The following is a 16,406-nucleotide window of genomic DNA, read 5'->3' on the forward strand; positions in this document are numbered from 1 at the left end:
TGTCAGGATTCAAGCTTCCTCTTATGAATTTCCTGATAACCATTCGCCAAAAGTGAATCCACGCAACGAACGATCAATGACTGGTGGAAAATGAACTTGCCTTCGTTCATATATTCGTGTGACCAAGCTTGAACCATGCTGCCTTCGATGCAAACGTGTGAAATAGCTCATTGTTTTGGTTTAATCGTTGAAAACAAAAATAATATTTATCATTAAAATCCCCATGCTAAAAGATGCGATTCCAGCTGCTATAAAAAAAAGACAATGCCGAAATAGGCATTGGCACAGACTGTTGGACAAACGCTTTCAAGACAGTCTGAGATGGAAGAAAAAGAACTCAATAGAGGCTTAAAATGATTGTAGACAAAGTCAAAATTGACTTTGTCTACAATCTGAAAGCATGCCGAAATAGGGATGGTCCTTTCCTTACCCGCTAAACAACTGGATATGTCTGTATAAACGGATGAAGCACAATCTCATCAATAAGCATATGCTTAGGAGCGCTAGCCATGTAAATCACGGCATTGGCCACATCACGCGCCTGTAGCCATTTTTGCTTTTCCGGTGCTCCTTGCACCGAATTCGCAAAATATGTATCCACCATTCCCGGGTTGATCGTACCAACGCGAATGCCATATTCTCTCACTTCCTGTGCAAGCGAACCAGAAAAACCTTGTACCGCATATTTTGTCGCCGTATAGGCCGCTCCATTAGGGATCGTATAGCGCCCCACATCCGAAGAAATAGTAATAATCGTTCCTGTTCTCCGCTCTTTCATATGAGGAAGAACGGCTTTTGTTCCAATAAATACACCTTGGACATTGACTTCAAAAATCTTTTTCCATTCTTCGAGCGTTGTTTCCTCTATTGGCTTAAAAAATCCGATTCCTGCGTTATTAACTAGGATATCAATTTGTCCAAACTGTTTCAGCGTTTGGGCAACCAATTCACTCATTTGCTGTTCATTTGCTACATCAGCTTGAAATGTTTCCACAAATGGCGCTCCCTGCTCCTTCAGTTCCTTTCCGGTCTGATGAATCGTCTCTGAGCTTCCAACGAGCGCCAGTTTTGCCCCATGCTGAGCCAGTTGAAAAGCAATTTCTTTTCCAATACCGCGTGAAGCACCTGTGACAATCGCTACTTGATCTTTTAACACGGTCAACATCCTTTCCTGTTGCTATATCCTTTTTTTGAACATACGAGACTTCATGCTTAGCGGTTAGCGGATTCATTTAAATAAGCATGCACCTGCTTCATAACAGCTTCAGACAATTCGTGTAAACGCTGTTCACTATCATCCATCGAACGGCCTTTCACTCCAAAATAAACTTTGGCTTTTGGCTCAGTTCCTGACGGGCGCAAGCAAAACCAAGATCCATCCTCCAGATAGTATTTTAACACATTAGATTTGGGCAGCGTAATGGCCGTGACCTCTCCGGTTGCTGTTTCTACGCGCTCACGGGCTTCATAGTCTTCGATCATCACAATTTTCTTTCCAGCGACCTCCGTTGGCTGATGCTGGCGGAAAGAAGCCAACAGAGCTTGAATTTGCTCCGCCCCTTCTTTTCCTTTTAATGTGAGCGATTCCAATCCTTCGCGATAATATCCATACTGCTCAAATAGCTGCATTAAAGCATCATATAAAGACAGCCCTTGCTTTTTATAGAAGGCGCATACTTCAACTGCCAATGCAGCTGCTTGAATCGCGTCTTTATCGCGCGCGAAATCGCCAATTAAGTAACCGTAGCTTTCCTCATAGCCAAACAGAAAAACATATTGCTTTGTCTGTTCATACTCTTTAATTTTTTCCCCAATAAATTTAAAGCCTGTTAACGTATCGACTGTTTCGATTCCAAATGATGCAGCAATATCGCGGCCAAATTCCGATGTCACAATCGTTTTTAAAGCGACTCCGTTTTCAGGAAGGATTCCTTTTTGCTTTTTTTGCGACAAAATATAATGAAGCAGTAAACCGCCTGTTTGATTTCCTGTTAATACAACATATTCACCCGTTTCGTTTTTTACGGCAATCCCAAGCCGATCCGCATCTGGGTCTGTAGCGATGAGCAAATCTGCTTCCATCTCTTTACCGAGTTGAATGGCCCGTTCAAATGCTGCATGCTCCTCTGGGTTTGGAGAAGAAACAGTTGAAAAATTCGGATCGGGAAGCTCCTGCTCTTTTACCACAGCAACGTGCTTATAACCAAACGCTTCAAGAGCGCGGCGCAACGGCTTATTAGCTGTGCCGTGAAGCGGCGTAAAGACCACTTTCACATCAATTTCTTTAGGAAGCTCTGGATTAAGGGAAATTGTCTTTATCTGATCGATATAGGCTTGATCGATCTCTTCTCCAATGATTTGAATAAGTCCTTTTTCTTTTAATACTGCTTCTTCTTCCACATAGAGAGCTAATTCATTTTCCACTTTATTCACATAATGAATCACTTGATCAGCGGCATCGGGCGGAAGCTGTCCACCATCGGGGCCATATACCTTATACCCATTGTATTCTGGCGGGTTATGGCTTGCAGTAATCACAATGCCTGAAAATGCCTTTAAATAGCGCACGGCAAATGAAAGCTCTGGTGTCGGACGGAGCTCATTGAATACGTATGTTTGAATTCCATGTGTAGCCAAAGTTCGCGCCGCTTGCATCGCAAATTCTGGCGATTTATGCCGAGAATCGTAAGCGATAACAACCCCTCTTTTTTTCGCCTCTTCCCCGAACGACTCTATGTATCTTGCTAACCCTTCAGATGCTTTACGAACTGTATATATGTTCATACGATTAACCCCTGGACCAATTTCTCCGCGCATCCCGCCCGTGCCAAATTCCAAATTTTTATAAAAGCAATCCTCCAGCCATTTCTCATCCCTGCTTTTTTGCTGAAGTTCCTGCTTTATCTCTTTTTCTAAATGCTCATAAGTCATCCATTGCTCATACTTACTTTTCCAGTTCATTGCCATATCCCTCCCTGCAAAATTCCCTTACTTTTGTATTCGTCACCATCATACGATATTCCTGTTCTAAAAAAAAGCAAATGTTTATTTAGCACAAAAAGGATGCCCCTTGATTAGAGGCATCCTTTTTGTTATTCTTGTGGCTGGGAAGGCTCAGAAATATTGGTAAGGGCTTGTTCTGCAGCATTGTCATACTGCTGATTAGTCGCAATGTCCCCTAGAGCCACAATCCCGCGAAGCTGGTTGTTTTCAACAATCGGCAAACGGCGAATTTGATGCTGAGCCATCACATTTGCGGCTTCTCCCACGCTCATATTTGGCGTTCCTGTCACAAGGTTCGTTGACATTACTTGGGACACCGGAATGGAAGCGCCTTTTCCATCTGCCGTTGTACGCAATGTAATATCACGGTCTGTAATGATTCCTCTTACTTGACCGTTTTCTACAACCGGAAGAGCGCCAACATTTTTCTGGCTCATAAGCTCGGCGGCTTCTTGAACCGTTTGATTCGGAGAAACTGTCGCTACATTTTTTGTCATAATGCCTTCAACAGTGTTGTTATTCAATGTCATCCTCTCCTTTCATCGATTATTGTCACCACTTTGTTCGGATATATAGATAGAAAATAATGTTTGTACACGTATGCTCATGATCCAATAAACACCAATGAAAAGACTGAATCCCTCGGTTTTTTGTCGCGAACTAAGCATGATTATAGGATATCGTCCTCGAACAACGAATGCTTTGCCAACCAATGAATTTGCCGCTGGCGTTCTTGTTTAGGGAAAAGCCAGAAAGGGTTGTGCTTAACGAGCTCGTATGTTAATAATGGATCATCAACATTTTTAATGTTTGCATATTTTTATCTCGTCATCGTCAAAATAAAAACGGGCGCTGTACATCAGGCCGCCCGTTTTCCTTTTATTGTATTTTATAAACCCGTGCTTCCCATGGACGCAAGCGAATTTCATGAAGATCTTCGCTTTCCACGACAGGATAATTGTGAATAAGCAGCTCTTTTGCAGTATATACAATATCCTCAGGCAGGCGAAAAACGGGGGTCTCGTTCGAAAAGTTCGTGATCACCACCAATTTTTCGTTTCCAAGGGTTCGCGTATAAGCATAAATCAATGGATGGTCTTCTAAAATTAAATGGTACGTTCCATATACAATAACAGGATGCTGCTTGCGGAGCTGTATCAGTTTTTTGTAATAATGAAAAACCGAATCGGGATCTTGAAGTGCCGCTTTTGCATTGATTTCTTTATAATTTGGATTGACCTGAATCCAAGGCGTTCCATCGGTAAAACCAGCGTGTTTGCTATCATCCCATTGCATCGGCGTTCGTGCATTGTCACGCCCTTTATAATAAATTTTTTCAAGCACGGCTTGCGGGTTCTCACCGTACTTTTCAACATATTCTTTATACATATTAAGTGTTTCAATATCGCGGTAGTCTTCGATCGATGAAAAACGGACATTGGTCATTCCAAGTTCTTCCCCTTGATAAATATACGGCGTTCCCTGCATCATATGAAGAAAGGTCGCCAGCATTTTGGCAGACTCCACGCGATATTGCTTATCATCTCCAAAACGGGATACGGCGCGGGGCTGATCGTGGTTATTTAAATAAAGGCTATTCCATCCTTTTCCTTCTAACTCTTTCTGCCATTTTGTCATTGTTTTTTTCAAATCAGCCAATTTCCACGGCCGAATATCCCATTTTCCTCCAGGTCCAGAATCTAAATCAACATGCTCAAATTGAAATACCATATTTAGCTCGCATCGAGCCGGATCGGTATATAAAATTCCTTCTTTTGGAGTCACACCTGGTGTTTCGCCGACCGTCATAATATCGTAATGGGATAACACCTCCCGATTCATTTCCTGCAAAAATTCATGCACACGCGGTCCATTCATAAAATATCGGCTGCCTGATGCATATTTCTTCCCATCGTATACTTCTCCATCCGGCAGTTCGGGCACTTTCGAAATCATATTGATAACATCCATTCGAAAGCCATCAACCCCTTTATCGAGCCAAAACCGCATCATTTCATAAATTTCTTTCCGGACATTTGGATTTTCCCAATTCAAATCTGGCTGCTTTTTTGAAAACAAATGCAAATAATACTCTCCAGTTGCTTCATCATACTCCCATGCCGAACCGCTAAAAAACGACTCCCAATTGTTTGGTTCCTTTCCTTCCTTTCCCACGCGCCAAATATAATAGTCTCGATAGGCATTATCCTTTGATTTCCGCGATTCGATAAACCATGGATGTTCATCCGATGTGTGATTGACCACTAAATCCATCACCAATTTAATACCGCGCTTATGCATTTCTGACACCATTTCTTCCCAATCTTCCATCGTTCCGAATTCATCCATAATATTTCGGTAATCGCTAATATCATATCCATTATCATCATTAGGCGATTGATATACAGGAGATAGCCAAACCACATCAATTCCGAGTTCTTTTAAATAATCAAGCTTAGAAATAATCCCGCGAAGATCGCCAATTCCGTCACCGTCAGCATCCTTAAAGCTGCGCGGATAAATTTGATACACAACCGCCTCTTTCCACCACTTCTTCTCCATTTTCATCACTCCCATCTATGTATATATGAAAACGATTTCATATATATGTATTTTACTACAAGATCCTGCCTGTGCCTACTAATTTTACATTTTTCCTATCCTCCGTTATAATGAAACTATTCAAAATACATAACGGTAGATCCCATCGCATGCACGGCCACACGTGTATATGGAATGCAGCTTGCCATGCTAATTTTCGACGATCGGGCGGCCAAACAATGGCGTTATATGCCCCTGATGAAAGCAAGTCCACACGCTTGCTTCTGGTCGTCCGCTTCTTCTGCCTTTCTGTTTATATGGATAATCCATCATTGGAAGATTCAAGCTTGCCATAGACGGCAAACCGTAATAGGCATCACACACATCGTGCAAAAATTAAAAAAGATAATAGGGAGCATGATATGAGTCGAAAGGAAAAAATGCTAGAAAATTTATTGCTGGGTGCATGGGGAACTGCTCTAATCGCCACATTAGGAAGTCTTTATTTTTCGGAAGTGATGAAATTCATACCGTGTGATCTTTGCTGGTTTCAGCGCATTTTTATGTATCCGCAGGTCATCCTTTTAGGACTAGCAGCTATTCGCAAGGAATATAGCATGGCACGATATAGCTTGGCGCTGTCTGCGATCGGCGGCACGATTTCACTTTACCATTACTTAATCCAAAAAGTGCCTCTATTCCAAGAGCATGCGATTACTTGCGGCCGCATTCCATGTACAGGCCAATACATTAATTGGTTAGGCTTTATCACCATTCCATTTTTAGCGCTCACAGCGTTCTTCATCATTAGTCTACTAAGCACGTTCATCATCCGAACAGTGAAGGAAGGGAATTTCAATTGAAAAAAATCTTGATTTTCGGGACCGTTATCCTCGCTTTATTCTTAGCAATCTCTTGGATCACGTCTTATCAGCAAACTGAAAAAGCAAAAGACAATCCTTATAAAAAAGAAAAGTTAGATCCCGCCACCATTGAACAGCTGGATGATCCAAACTACAAAAACCTCATCCTACCAGATGAGCTTGCTAAAAAGCTCGATAATCATGAAACGGTGACAGTATATTTCTATAGTCCTACTTGCCCACACTGCGAAAAAACAACACCGATCGTCGTTCCACTTGCCAAAAAAATGGGCATTGACTTGAAATTGTTCAATTTGCTTGAGTTTGAAGACGGCTGGGATACGTATCATATCGATGGAACACCGACCATTGTCCATTTTGAAAAGGGCAAAGAGGTAAAGCGAATTGACGGATACCGTGAGGAAAACGTTTTTCGCGATTGGTTCGAATCGATTAAGTAAAAAGGGCTCTCATCAGCAAGAGTCCTTTTTACATGACCCAATCATTTTGCGGCCGCGAATACATGCTAAAAATACGGCGGCGTTTTTTCTGGAACTGGTCAATAGTAAACGGAAAGGATATTCCAAACTTCTCAAGCAACTGAACATTCCGTTCAAATAAATGATGATATCCTTCTTGGATACCATGATGTTCAATGCACTCAATGACTGTAAGGAGCGATTGCAAGGCCGAAATCAATTGGAATGCTTCTTTCATCGTGCCGTTATATCGCAAACCTTCCATAGAGAGAATTTGCAACTGTTCAAATTTTTGAATCTGCTCATCGTCAAAATAACACGGAAATACTTCGCTATAAAAACAATGAATTAAATCGCCGATATGTTCCTCATGCTCTTTTGTCGCTGCATTCACTACCTTCAATGCTACATACCACCTTTTTCTACTACATTCTACTCTTGCATGTTCAGATCGTTCAACGATACTATGAGTGTATCATACATGCTGAATCAATAGTGAAAGAAATTATTTCCACAATGCAAGAATCTCCCATCGGTTTCTTACTGCTATTGTTTCATGACTCTATTAGCGGTAGTGGACGTTACATGCAAAAATGATCGATATAACTCGATCCCTTGGGAGGACGATCCGTTTTTGACGGTCAGGCGACCAAATAAGGAATGTTCTAAAAGCTATATGGTTTGTCCCAATCGCCTAACTCTTGTTGAATTTAGAGCGTAATAGGCCAAAACGGGGCGCACGCTGTTGGCTATCTCTCTGCACTACTTATTTTATAAATGATAGAAAATGAAGGTGAAAAATGTGCTAACAATTCGCAAAGGAGAATGGCTAGAATTTACTGTACCGTCCGACTGGCACGGACAAACGATCGAATCTTTATTAAGGACCATGTGGAATTCACCAAAAAAATGGCTTCATCAACTCCGAATGGAAAAAGGAGTGAGGGTAAACGGAGAAACAGTGTCTTGGCAAACCCGTCTGCAAAAAAACGACCGATTCCAGATATGGGTGTATAAACCTGAGACGTCCGACATTTTACCAAACTATCAGGAGCTTGATATTTTGTGGGAAGACGAGCATCTTATCGTCGTAAATAAGGCTGCTGGAATGGAGGTCCATCCAACCTCTCCCAATCAAACAAACACATTATCCAACATTGTAGCAGCCTATTTTCAAACAAAGGGGATTTTTACAAAGGTTCGGCATATCCATCGCTTGGATCGGGATACATCAGGAGCTATTTTATTTGCCAAACACGCTTTGGCAGGTGCCATATTGGACCGCATGCTGGAACAGCGGCAAATCAAACGAACCTATGTAGCTCTTGTTCATGGAATTTTAAAGAAGAAAAGTGGAAGCATTGACGCACCAATCGGACGGGATCGCCATCATCCGACAAGGCGAAGGGTATCAAAAACCGGCCTGGCCGCTGTAACCCATTATCGGGTTCTCGATACGGACTTTAAAAAGCAAACTTCATTGGTCGAACTTACGTTAGAGACAGGACGCACACATCAAATCCGCGTGCATATGAGCTATATTGGTCATCCTTTAGTCGGCGATCGTTTATATGGGGGAAGCGCCCAACCATTGTCAAGACAGGCGCTTCATGCATTCAAGCTCGATTTCCCGCACCCTTTTACCAATGAATTCATTCGCTGCGTAGCTCCTTGCAATGATAAATGGCTGCCTAATACCCTCTGGTCATAAAACTTGCCTTGCAGACGCTTTTATCATGCACCATTAGTCTCGCTCGGCTGCATTGATCGTCTGCAAGCGTTTTTCAAAAAACAGTTAAGAATCGCCGGATGAAAATAGCTGTAGACAAAGTCAAAATGGACTTTGTCTACAGCTTAGCCTTGTACACTTTGCTATCAATAATGAAATTGGGCCTCTCCATCACCATGTAGCGAATGATCTTCCTCTTGAGCTTCCTTTCTCGTGACTTCAATCGTTTTTACATGATGACCATCCATCTCCAGCACCTTCAACAAGTAATGATCCACCTCGATGCTGTCGCCTTCTTTGATATCATAGTGTTCTGTTAAAATCCAGCCGCCGATCGTATCAACGTCACTATCATCAATTGACAGACCAAATAAATCATTGACCTCGCTAATCAACACTTTTCCATCAACCACTGTATGCAGATCATCAATTTTTTGGATTAACGGAAGCTCATCAACGTCAAACTCATCTTGAATTTCACCAACAATTTCCTCCAAGATATCTTCAACCGTAACAAGTCCTGACGTTCCGCCATATTCGTCCACTAAAATCGCCATGTGAATACGTTCTTTTTGCATTTTTACAAGCAAATCATGAATGGCAATCGATTCAATCACTTGAATGATTGGACGAATATAATCCTTTAGCTCCTTCGTTTGTGAGCGATTAGCGACGAGATCTGTAAATACTTCCTTTACATTAATTAAACCGAGAACGTGATCTTTATCTCCATCAATCACCGGATAACGTGTATACTTTTCTTCTTTAATGATCTCTAGATTTTCTTGAATCGAATGATTGATATCAAGAGCTACAATCTCTTTGCGCGGTACCATGATCTCCTTTGCCACCCGGTCATCAAAACGGAAAATGTTATTCACGTATTTATATTCCGACTGGTTAATTTCCCCGCTTTTATAGCTCTCTGATAAAATAAGCCGCAATTCCTCTTCAGAATGCGCAAGCTCATGCTCTGACGCAGGCTTCAAGCCAAACAAATTGGTTACAAGGCGTGCAGATGTATTCAGTGTCCAAATAAATGGATACATGAGCTTATAAAACAAAATAAGCGGCTTTGCTGTAAATAATGTAATAGCTTCAGCTTTTTGAATTGCGAATGTCTTCGGCGCCAGTTCACCAACAACCACATGCAAAAACGTAATGCTAGCAAAGGCAATAATAAAAGACAAAACATGCGAGAGAGATTCGGATAAATCCAATCCTTCAAACACCGGCAGGAGCATTCGCTCAACAGTCGGCTCCCCTAGCCAACCTAATCCTAACGATGTAATCGTAATCCCAAGCTGGTTAGCTGATAAATACTCATCCAAATTTGAAATAACATTTTTCGCGGCAATCGCACGTTTATTTCCTTCGCTAATCAATTGATCGATTCTTGATGTCCGCACCTTGACGATAGCGAATTCCGAGGCAACGAAAAAGCCGGTAATCGCAATTAATAAAGCCACTATCACTAAATTAAATATGTCCAATTAGTTTCCGCACACGTTGACCGTGTGCGGATTACACCTCCTACAAAACGAATTGTATGTTACTCTTCATCGTTATTGCTTTGGGTAAAGATAAGTATATATTTCAACAGCTCAAGCACCGAAATAAGCGCAGCGGCCACATAAGTCAAAGCGGCTGCCCCCAGCACCTTGTTCACTCCACGCTCCTCTTCACGCTGGATAATTCCTTCAGCAAGCATAAATTTCTTCGCTCTTGAGCTTGCATTAAATTCAACGGGCAGCGTGACGAGCTGAAACGCTACGGCAAAGGAAAAGAAAATAATGCCTAGTCCAATAAGGGAAAGCTGCTTAAAAAGAAATCCCGCTATTAATAAGAACGGAGCGGCTCCAGATGTGAAATTAACAATCGGGAACATGCGGTGGCGAAGCACTAGCGCTCCATATGATTGCTTATGCTGGACAGCATGGCCGACCTCATGCGCTGCCACAGAAACGGCGGCGATGGAACGTCCGTAATATACTGGTTCTGATAGGCGAACAGCACGGGAAATCGGATCATAATGGTCCGTTAATCTTCCTCGAACTGGCTCAACAGGCACATGATAAAGACCATTGCGGTCTAAAATCATTCTGGCCACTTCCGCTCCCGTTAATCCGGAAGAAGCTAATACTCTTGACCATCTTTCAAAGTTTCCCGAAACTTTAAATTGCGCCCACAGAGAAATGCCAAATGCAATCATAATTAAAAAATCCATCGGATGAAAAAACATTCATAAACCCTCCGTTAATGGTCGCATAACATCATGAAAAACATGTTATACTATTTAATATTTTACTGTACCTCGCATTTTTTCGTCAAACAAAGTCCTCTTTACCCTTTAGTATGGAAAAAATGAATACATATACAAATTCCATTTTATTCTTGTCCGCTTTTTCAAGATGATTCGCTCCATCTTTTTTATCATGCTCATAGCTTATTCTCTTCTCCCCTTCAGCCGTGTTTTCGCCATATCAAATTGAGGGAACCTTTCGATCTTTTCGTTTTATTGGATCTCCATGATTCGCAAATGGAGCCAATGCCGAAGTCATGTATATATAGACGTAGCTCTTGTTCTATTTCATCGTTGGGTTTCAGAACAAGAAGCTTCTCCCCCCTATAAAATTAAAAAGGCTTCCATCATGAAGCCTTAAATTGATGATAAACATTTTTATCCTCCATCAATGGCGATCGCTCTTCCGCTTATGAACTTCTTTCGTGCGATTTGCACCTCCCAGCTGCATTCTTTATTTGTGTTTTCAAGCCAGTTTAATGTGGAAGCATCGCTACGAACGGAGGCTAGTGAACTACCCACCACTTATCAACCTTGCAGTTTGATTGAAGTGGGGGCTTCTCGGGTAGTCCTATCTAACGATAGGAAATGGACCGAGCGAACCCTCTTGTTCCAAGAGTTGTTGTTTTTTATGCGAACGCTACTAAGCGTAATCCTTCATTTTTGATATTGATCGCAGAATTGTGATCGCGATCCAATACTAAACCACAAGAACATTGGTACACACGTTCAGATAACGGCATTTCTTTTTCTTTGCCACAACAAGAACACTTTTTTGTCGAAGGAAACCATTTATCGATTTTGATCAGTTGTTTTCCTTGCTCTTTTAGTTTGTATTCTAAGAATCTTGTGAACATCCCCCACCCGTTATCATGAACGCTTTTTCCAAAATGAAGGGCTTGAGACATCCCTTTCATGTCTAAGTCTTCGATGACTACAGCGTCATAAGTGATTGCTAATTCTTTTGACTTGTGATGAAGAAAATTCATGCGTTGGTTTGCTATTTTTTCATGTAATTGAGCCACTTTTAAGCGTTGTTTTTCCCATCGTGAAGAACCTTTCTTTCTACGGGAAAGAATCCGCCCTGCTTTTGCCAGCTTGTCTAAAGCTTGTCGATAGTAACGTGGGTAATTGGCTTTCTCACCCCGTTCACTCTCGACATATAGACCGTCCATGGCAAAATCTAAACCGACCACTTTTTGAATCTTGACAGGTTCCATTTCCTTTTCATATTCGGTCAAAATCGAAATATAGTATTGGCCCGACTTTGTTTTAGAAATGGTGCAAGATTTGATTTTATACTCGGCGGGGATTTCTCGATGTTGCTTCATTTTGATCGGTTTTTTGAACTTGGGCAATTGGATATGACCATTTTCCAACTTAATATTGCCGTTGACCATGTTGGTTGTGTAAGATTGCTTGTGCTTTTTACTTTTGAATTTCGGAAATTCCGTCCGACCTTTGAAAAAGTTTTTATAGGCATTTTGCAGGTTGATTTGCGCGTTTGCCAAAGCTAATGAGTCCACTTCTTTGAGAAACGGAAATTCTTCTTTATATTTGGCGGGTGTTGGCCACTTTTGCTTTTTAAGCCGTTCTTTATCGTTTTTGAATTTTTCATATCGTTCTTTGCGTTCGGCGAGCATTTGATTGTAGACAAACCGCACACAACCAAACGTTTTCTCTAATAACTCTTTCTGTTCTTCATGGGGGTATAGGCGAAACTTGAACGCTTTGTGTTGATGGGTCATATCAAATCAACTCACTTTTTGCCTTGATTCTCAATATACTTCCTTATGACATCTATTGGAGCACCGCCTGTTGTAAGCATACAAAAGCTTCTTGACCAAAACATTTCTTTCCACAGTTTTGTTCTGATATGAGGAAAATTTTTCTTTATCAGTCGAGAACTTGCGCTTTTATAGGCATTGATAAATTTTGATAATTCGGAATTAGGATGGGCTTTGAATAGAACGTGAACATGATCGTTGTCATGATTCCACTCTGTCAACGTAATGTTGTATTTGCTTCCAATCTCAATAAACATATTTTTTGCAAAATCAGATATTTCATCAGTGAATACTTCTCTGCGGTACTTCACGACTAATACAAGATGGTAATGTAACGAGAACACTGAATGATTATTACTATCTAATTTCATTGATATATCAATCCTTTTATCTTTATAAGACTGATTATATCAAAACCTTTGGTTATCGCCAACCGAAATTCATCTCCCGCCTACTCACGGGGCTGTGCCCTTCACGTTCCTTGAGGCGGGAGACTTCTTTCAGAAATTACGTTAAAATGGTTGTAGCCAAAATTCATGTTCACTTTGACTACAACCTGAAAACCTTCTCTTATGACACCTTTTTACAGCAAGCAACCTTTTTTCTCACAGTACGACGTCTTAGAGATGAAAGGATACATGAATCTCTCCCAACTCCACTTTATAAGGTGCGAAACTTCTTAGTGAATATGTTAAAAATTAAAATTATCTGGATCGGGACCGATCCGCTCATTTTTATTGAGGGAATTAATTTTCTCCATGTCCTCTGCCGTTAATTCAAAATCAAAAATGTTTGCATTTTCTTTAATACGATGTGGAGTGACTGATTTTGGAATAGTCACCACTTCGTTTTGCAAATCCCAGCGAAGAATCACTTGTGCCGGTGATTTTCCATATTTCTTTCCGATTTCAATTAAAGTGGAATCATGAAGCAATTCACCTTGCATAAGCGGCGACCAAGCCTCCAACTGAATTCCATGCTGTTTGCAGAAGGATCGAAGCTCTTCTTGAGTAAGGCGCGGATGATACTCCACTTGGTTTACCATCGGCTTAATTTGACAATCCGCAAGCAAATCTTCTAAATGATGAATCTGAAAATTACATACTCCAATAGCGCGCACGCGGCCATCTTTGTATAGCTGTTCAAGCGCACGATACGTATCCTTATACTTCCCCTTTACAGGCCAATGAACCAAATAAAGGTCCACATAATCAAGACCAAGCTTTTGCAAACTGTCCTCAAACGCTTTTAATGTAGTATCATATCCTTGATCTGAATTCCACACTTTTGTAGTAATAAAAAGCTCTTGTCGCGGCACGCCAGATTCCTTTATAGCCTGGCCGACTCCTTGTTCATTTTTATAGACTGCGGCTGTATCAATATGACGGTATCCTACTTCAATCGCTGTTTTCACCGCTTGAACTACTTCCTCGCCATCCTTTACTTTCCAAACACCAAATCCAAGCCACGGCATTTTGACACCATTATGTAAGATCGCTCCATCATGTAAGCTGTTCATTGCTTCTCCTCCTTCCAAATTTTACGTTTTCATTATCGCTTTTTTTGTTTTTCAAAAGCAAAAGATATGCTTGATCAAAAAACCGGCTTCTTATCGCCTTGTGGCGATGTTAGAAGTCGGTTTCATCTGAATCTTATGAATTTTTTATTTTTGTAAACCGTTTTTCACCCATTGGGCGACTTGCACCGTGCGTTTTGCTTGATGTTTGACAGCCGCCTCAGCATCTTCAGCAATATTGCCGTTTTGATCTACTGTTACACTTGTACCATACGGATTTCCTCCGCCAGCAAAAATCGCCGGATCGGTATATCCTGGCGCTGCCACAATGGCTCCCCAATGATACATCGTTGTGTACAATTGCAAAATGGTTTGCTCTTGACCACCATGAGGATTTTGAGCGCTTGACATAGCACTTACCACTTTGTTGACAAGCTTCCCTTGGAACCAAAGCCCCCCTGTTGTGTCTAAAAATTGTTTAAGCTGCCCTGGAACATTGCCAAATCGGGTTGGTGCGCTGAAAATAATCGCATCTGCCCATTCCAAGTCATCTAGCGTGACCGTTGGAACATCTTTTGTTGCTTCCACATGTGCCTTCCAAGCAGGGTTAGATTCAATGGCTGCCGCTGGAGCAAGCTCAGGAACTTTTAATACCTTTACGTCTGCCCCTGCGTCTTTCGCTGCTTCTTCTGCCCATTTCGCTAATTTGTAATTGGTTCCGGTAGAACTGTAATAGATGATCGCTAAGTTGACATTGGTCATATCCATTCTCTCCTTTATAAATATATAATCTCATTCCGCCTTTTAACATTCTTCAGTCGAGAAGTCTCCCACTTCTAAATCTTGCGAAGCTTGATGAAAGTGGGAGATGAATCGACTTCGGACAAGGACAGGCTTTTGCCTGTTCAATTGTCTGACCCTGTGGTAAAATAAACCTATGTCGTTCTTTCATAACTGGATATAGGAGGTTGCATGGAGAAAATAAAATGCGAAAACCAAGCGGATCCTTCCATGCGTAAAATATCCAAGGTACAAAAGAACTCCGAATTGTCGGACATCTAGGGTTGGAACGACCCGAAGTCACGCTCAGGGAGACGAAAGGCGGCTTTCGTCGTGGAACTGAGAAGCTCCCACTTCAAGCTTTAGCTAAGTGGTGAGTAGTTCACGGCAGATCAATGAGCATTACCCGCGTATCGGTCTCAGCGGCTATTTTTAATTGAGGGGTTTGAGCCATTCGTGCAGAATCTCGTTTATATAGATTAACCTCCTCGTTAACCTTCAATTCTCCATCAATCACAAACAGGAAAATGCGACGGCCGCTCTCCTGCTCAAATATGATCTCATTTCCCGCTTCGATATCTGACAAATAGATGGTTAAATCCTGATGAATGTGCGCCACATTAGGAGATTGTGGATTTTTCGCTACAACAGGAAGCCATTGGTTTTTCAATTGGCTTATATCAAAGTCGGTTCTCTCATAAGACGGAGCAAGGCCGTGACGTTCTGGCAAAAACCAAAGCTGCAGCAAATTCACATCCTCTGTCGCTGATGGATTCACCTCAGAATGAACAATTCCAGTTCCAGCCGACATTCGCTGAATGCCGCCAAATGTAGTAATGGCCTCATTGCCTAAACTATCTTTATGCTTCAGCTGACCGCTAAGCACAATCGACACAATCTCCATTTCTTGATGGGGATGTGCACCAAATCCACGAAGTGGTTTGATCACATCATCATTTAATACACGCAAGGGGCCAAAATTTACGTTAGTTGGGTCAAAATACTCAGCAAAAGAAAAACTAAAGTACGTATCTAGCCAACCATGAGTTGCATGATATCTTTCATCTGCCGGATATATTTGAATCAACCTAGCTCACATCCTCTCAAAAATCTCGAAATCGAGATAATAAATTTTGATTTAGTGAATTTTTAATTCGAGATTTATTATACAAAACAATAACTACCATTGTCAACCTATTTTGAATAAAAAAGCATACACTTCCTTTTTTACTTTTTTGTATGAGCATGGAGCCTATATAGTGTAACGACGGCTGAAGGAAAATCTACTTCTTTACCTTCGACCGTCGATTTTTCTGAAGATATTGGTTCATGCTGAACCATGCTCTTTCAAAAGCAATATAGTCAGCATGTCCAATAATTCATTTGCCGAAATCTTGCGCTAGCTA

Annotated in this window: 16 protein-coding genes; 3 read left to right on the plus strand and 13 right to left on the minus strand. The window is 41.4% G+C overall.

All coding sequences use genetic code 11. The annotated features are described in order from the left end of the window. Positions 1–433 precede the first annotated feature (433 nt). The 4 genes from GFC28_RS09605 to GFC28_RS09620 all read right to left on the minus strand — a co-directional run bounded on the left by GFC28_RS09605 (position 434) and on the right by GFC28_RS09620 (position 5,565). Entirely contained in the window at positions 434–1,156 is a 723-nt protein-coding gene (locus tag GFC28_RS09605) for an SDR family oxidoreductase (protein WP_044745574.1), read from the minus strand. Positions 1,157–1,212: 56 nt separating this feature from the next. Further along, positions 1,213–2,961 (minus strand): phospho-sugar mutase, encoded by a 1,749-nt coding sequence (locus GFC28_RS09610; protein ID WP_044745573.1) that lies wholly within the window; start codon positions 2,959–2,961, stop codon positions 1,213–1,215. Between the two features lie 131 nt (positions 2,962–3,092). Continuing rightward, a complete protein-coding gene (locus GFC28_RS09615) occupies positions 3,093–3,533 on the minus strand; it encodes a CBS domain-containing protein (protein WP_044745572.1) in 441 nt (146 codons plus the stop codon). A 349-nt stretch (positions 3,534–3,882) separates the two neighbouring features. Beyond that, positions 3,883–5,565: a glycoside hydrolase family 13 protein gene (locus tag GFC28_RS09620; protein WP_044745571.1), complete on the minus strand. Its 1,683-nt coding sequence runs from the start codon at positions 5,563–5,565 to the stop codon at positions 3,883–3,885. 401 nt (positions 5,566–5,966) lie between these two features. Between GFC28_RS09620 and GFC28_RS09625 the strand changes: the two genes are divergently transcribed. Together GFC28_RS09625 and GFC28_RS09630 are read left to right on the plus strand one after the other, a co-directional pair. Beyond that, positions 5,967–6,407 (plus strand): disulfide formation protein C, encoded by a 441-nt coding sequence (locus GFC28_RS09625; RefSeq protein WP_044745569.1) that lies wholly within the window; start codon positions 5,967–5,969, stop codon positions 6,405–6,407. Continuing rightward, positions 6,404–6,868, plus strand: coding sequence for a thioredoxin family protein (locus GFC28_RS09630; RefSeq protein WP_044745568.1), 465 nt, complete (start codon positions 6,404–6,406; stop codon positions 6,866–6,868). The genes GFC28_RS09625 and GFC28_RS09630 overlap by 4 nt, the downstream gene beginning before the upstream one ends. A gap of 28 nt (positions 6,869–6,896) precedes the next feature. Here the strand turns inward: GFC28_RS09630 and GFC28_RS09635 are convergent, their stop codons facing one another. After that, positions 6,897–7,280: a DUF5365 family protein gene (locus GFC28_RS09635; RefSeq protein WP_335340439.1), complete on the minus strand. Its 384-nt coding sequence runs from the start codon at positions 7,278–7,280 to the stop codon at positions 6,897–6,899. Positions 7,281–7,673: 393 nt separating this feature from the next. On the opposite strand from GFC28_RS09635, the gene GFC28_RS09640 reads away from it, so the two are divergent. Then, entirely contained in the window at positions 7,674–8,597 is a 924-nt protein-coding gene (locus GFC28_RS09640) for an RluA family pseudouridine synthase (protein ID WP_044745566.1), read from the plus strand. Positions 8,598–8,761: 164 nt separating this feature from the next. Here the strand turns inward: GFC28_RS09640 and GFC28_RS09645 are convergent, their stop codons facing one another. The 8 genes from GFC28_RS09645 to GFC28_RS09675 all read right to left on the minus strand — a co-directional run bounded on the left by GFC28_RS09645 (position 8,762) and on the right by GFC28_RS09675 (position 16,087). Further along, on the minus strand, positions 8,762–10,108 hold the full coding sequence (locus tag GFC28_RS09645) for a hemolysin family protein (protein ID WP_044745565.1): 1,347 nt from the start codon (positions 10,106–10,108) through the stop codon (positions 8,762–8,764). 59 nt (positions 10,109–10,167) lie between these two features. Continuing rightward, complete coding sequence (locus GFC28_RS09650) at positions 10,168–10,857, minus strand: zinc metallopeptidase (RefSeq protein ID WP_044745564.1); 690 nt, start codon at positions 10,855–10,857, stop codon at positions 10,168–10,170. A 438-nt stretch (positions 10,858–11,295) separates the two neighbouring features. Further along, positions 11,296–11,439 carry a hypothetical protein gene (locus GFC28_RS19275; RefSeq protein ID WP_156487525.1) on the minus strand — a complete coding sequence of 48 codons (144 nt, stop codon included), beginning with the start codon at positions 11,437–11,439 and terminating at the stop codon, positions 11,296–11,298. Between the two features lie 107 nt (positions 11,440–11,546). After that, the gene (locus tag GFC28_RS09655; protein ID WP_044745563.1) at positions 11,547–12,665 is read right to left on the minus strand and encodes an RNA-guided endonuclease TnpB family protein; all 1,119 of its coding nucleotides are present in this window, start codon (positions 12,663–12,665) and stop codon (positions 11,547–11,549) included. Between the two features lie 11 nt (positions 12,666–12,676). Further along, on the minus strand, positions 12,677–13,075 hold the full coding sequence (gene tnpA / locus GFC28_RS09660) for an IS200/IS605 family transposase (protein WP_044745562.1): 399 nt from the start codon (positions 13,073–13,075) through the stop codon (positions 12,677–12,679). Between the two features lie 320 nt (positions 13,076–13,395). After that, positions 13,396–14,223: an aldo/keto reductase gene (locus GFC28_RS09665; protein ID WP_044745561.1), complete on the minus strand. Its 828-nt coding sequence runs from the start codon at positions 14,221–14,223 to the stop codon at positions 13,396–13,398. A 144-nt stretch (positions 14,224–14,367) separates the two neighbouring features. Beyond that, a complete protein-coding gene (gene wrbA, locus GFC28_RS09670; RefSeq protein WP_044745560.1) occupies positions 14,368–14,982 on the minus strand; it encodes an NAD(P)H:quinone oxidoreductase in 615 nt (204 codons plus the stop codon). Between the two features lie 400 nt (positions 14,983–15,382). After that, a complete protein-coding gene (locus tag GFC28_RS09675) occupies positions 15,383–16,087 on the minus strand; it encodes a pirin family protein (RefSeq protein ID WP_044745223.1) in 705 nt (234 codons plus the stop codon). Positions 16,088–16,406 lie beyond the last annotated feature (319 nt).

The organism is Anoxybacillus sp. B2M1, from assembly GCF_001634265.1.
GTDB classification, from domain to species: Bacteria; Bacillota; Bacilli; order Bacillales; family Anoxybacillaceae; genus Anoxybacteroides; species Anoxybacteroides rupiense.

Excerpts from the sequence above, each read along its gene's own strand:
- GFC28_RS09610 (WP_044745573.1), bottom strand. The coding sequence starts at position 2,961 with ATGAACTGGAAAAGTAAGTATGAGCAATGGATGACTTATGAGCATTTA.
- GFC28_RS09615 (WP_044745572.1), bottom strand. The coding sequence starts at position 3,533 with ATGACATTGAATAACAACACTGTTGAAGGCATTATGACAAAAAATGTA.
- GFC28_RS09620 (WP_044745571.1), bottom strand. The coding sequence starts at position 5,565 with ATGGAGAAGAAGTGGTGGAAAGAGGCGGTTGTGTATCAAATTTATCCG.
- GFC28_RS09625 (WP_044745569.1), top strand. The coding sequence starts at position 5,967 with ATGAGTCGAAAGGAAAAAATGCTAGAAAATTTATTGCTGGGTGCATGG.
- GFC28_RS09640 (WP_044745566.1), top strand. The coding sequence starts at position 7,674 with ATGAAGGTGAAAAATGTGCTAACAATTCGCAAAGGAGAATGGCTAGAA.
- GFC28_RS09650 (WP_044745564.1), bottom strand. The coding sequence starts at position 10,857 with ATGTTTTTTCATCCGATGGATTTTTTAATTATGATTGCATTTGGCATT.
- GFC28_RS09655 (WP_044745563.1), bottom strand. The coding sequence starts at position 12,665 with ATGACCCATCAACACAAAGCGTTCAAGTTTCGCCTATACCCCCATGAA.
- tnpA (WP_044745562.1), bottom strand. The coding sequence starts at position 13,075 with ATGAAATTAGATAGTAATAATCATTCAGTGTTCTCGTTACATTACCAT.
- GFC28_RS09665 (WP_044745561.1), bottom strand. The coding sequence starts at position 14,223 with ATGAACAGCTTACATGATGGAGCGATCTTACATAATGGTGTCAAAATG.
- wrbA (WP_044745560.1), bottom strand. The coding sequence starts at position 14,982 with ATGACCAATGTCAACTTAGCGATCATCTATTACAGTTCTACCGGAACC.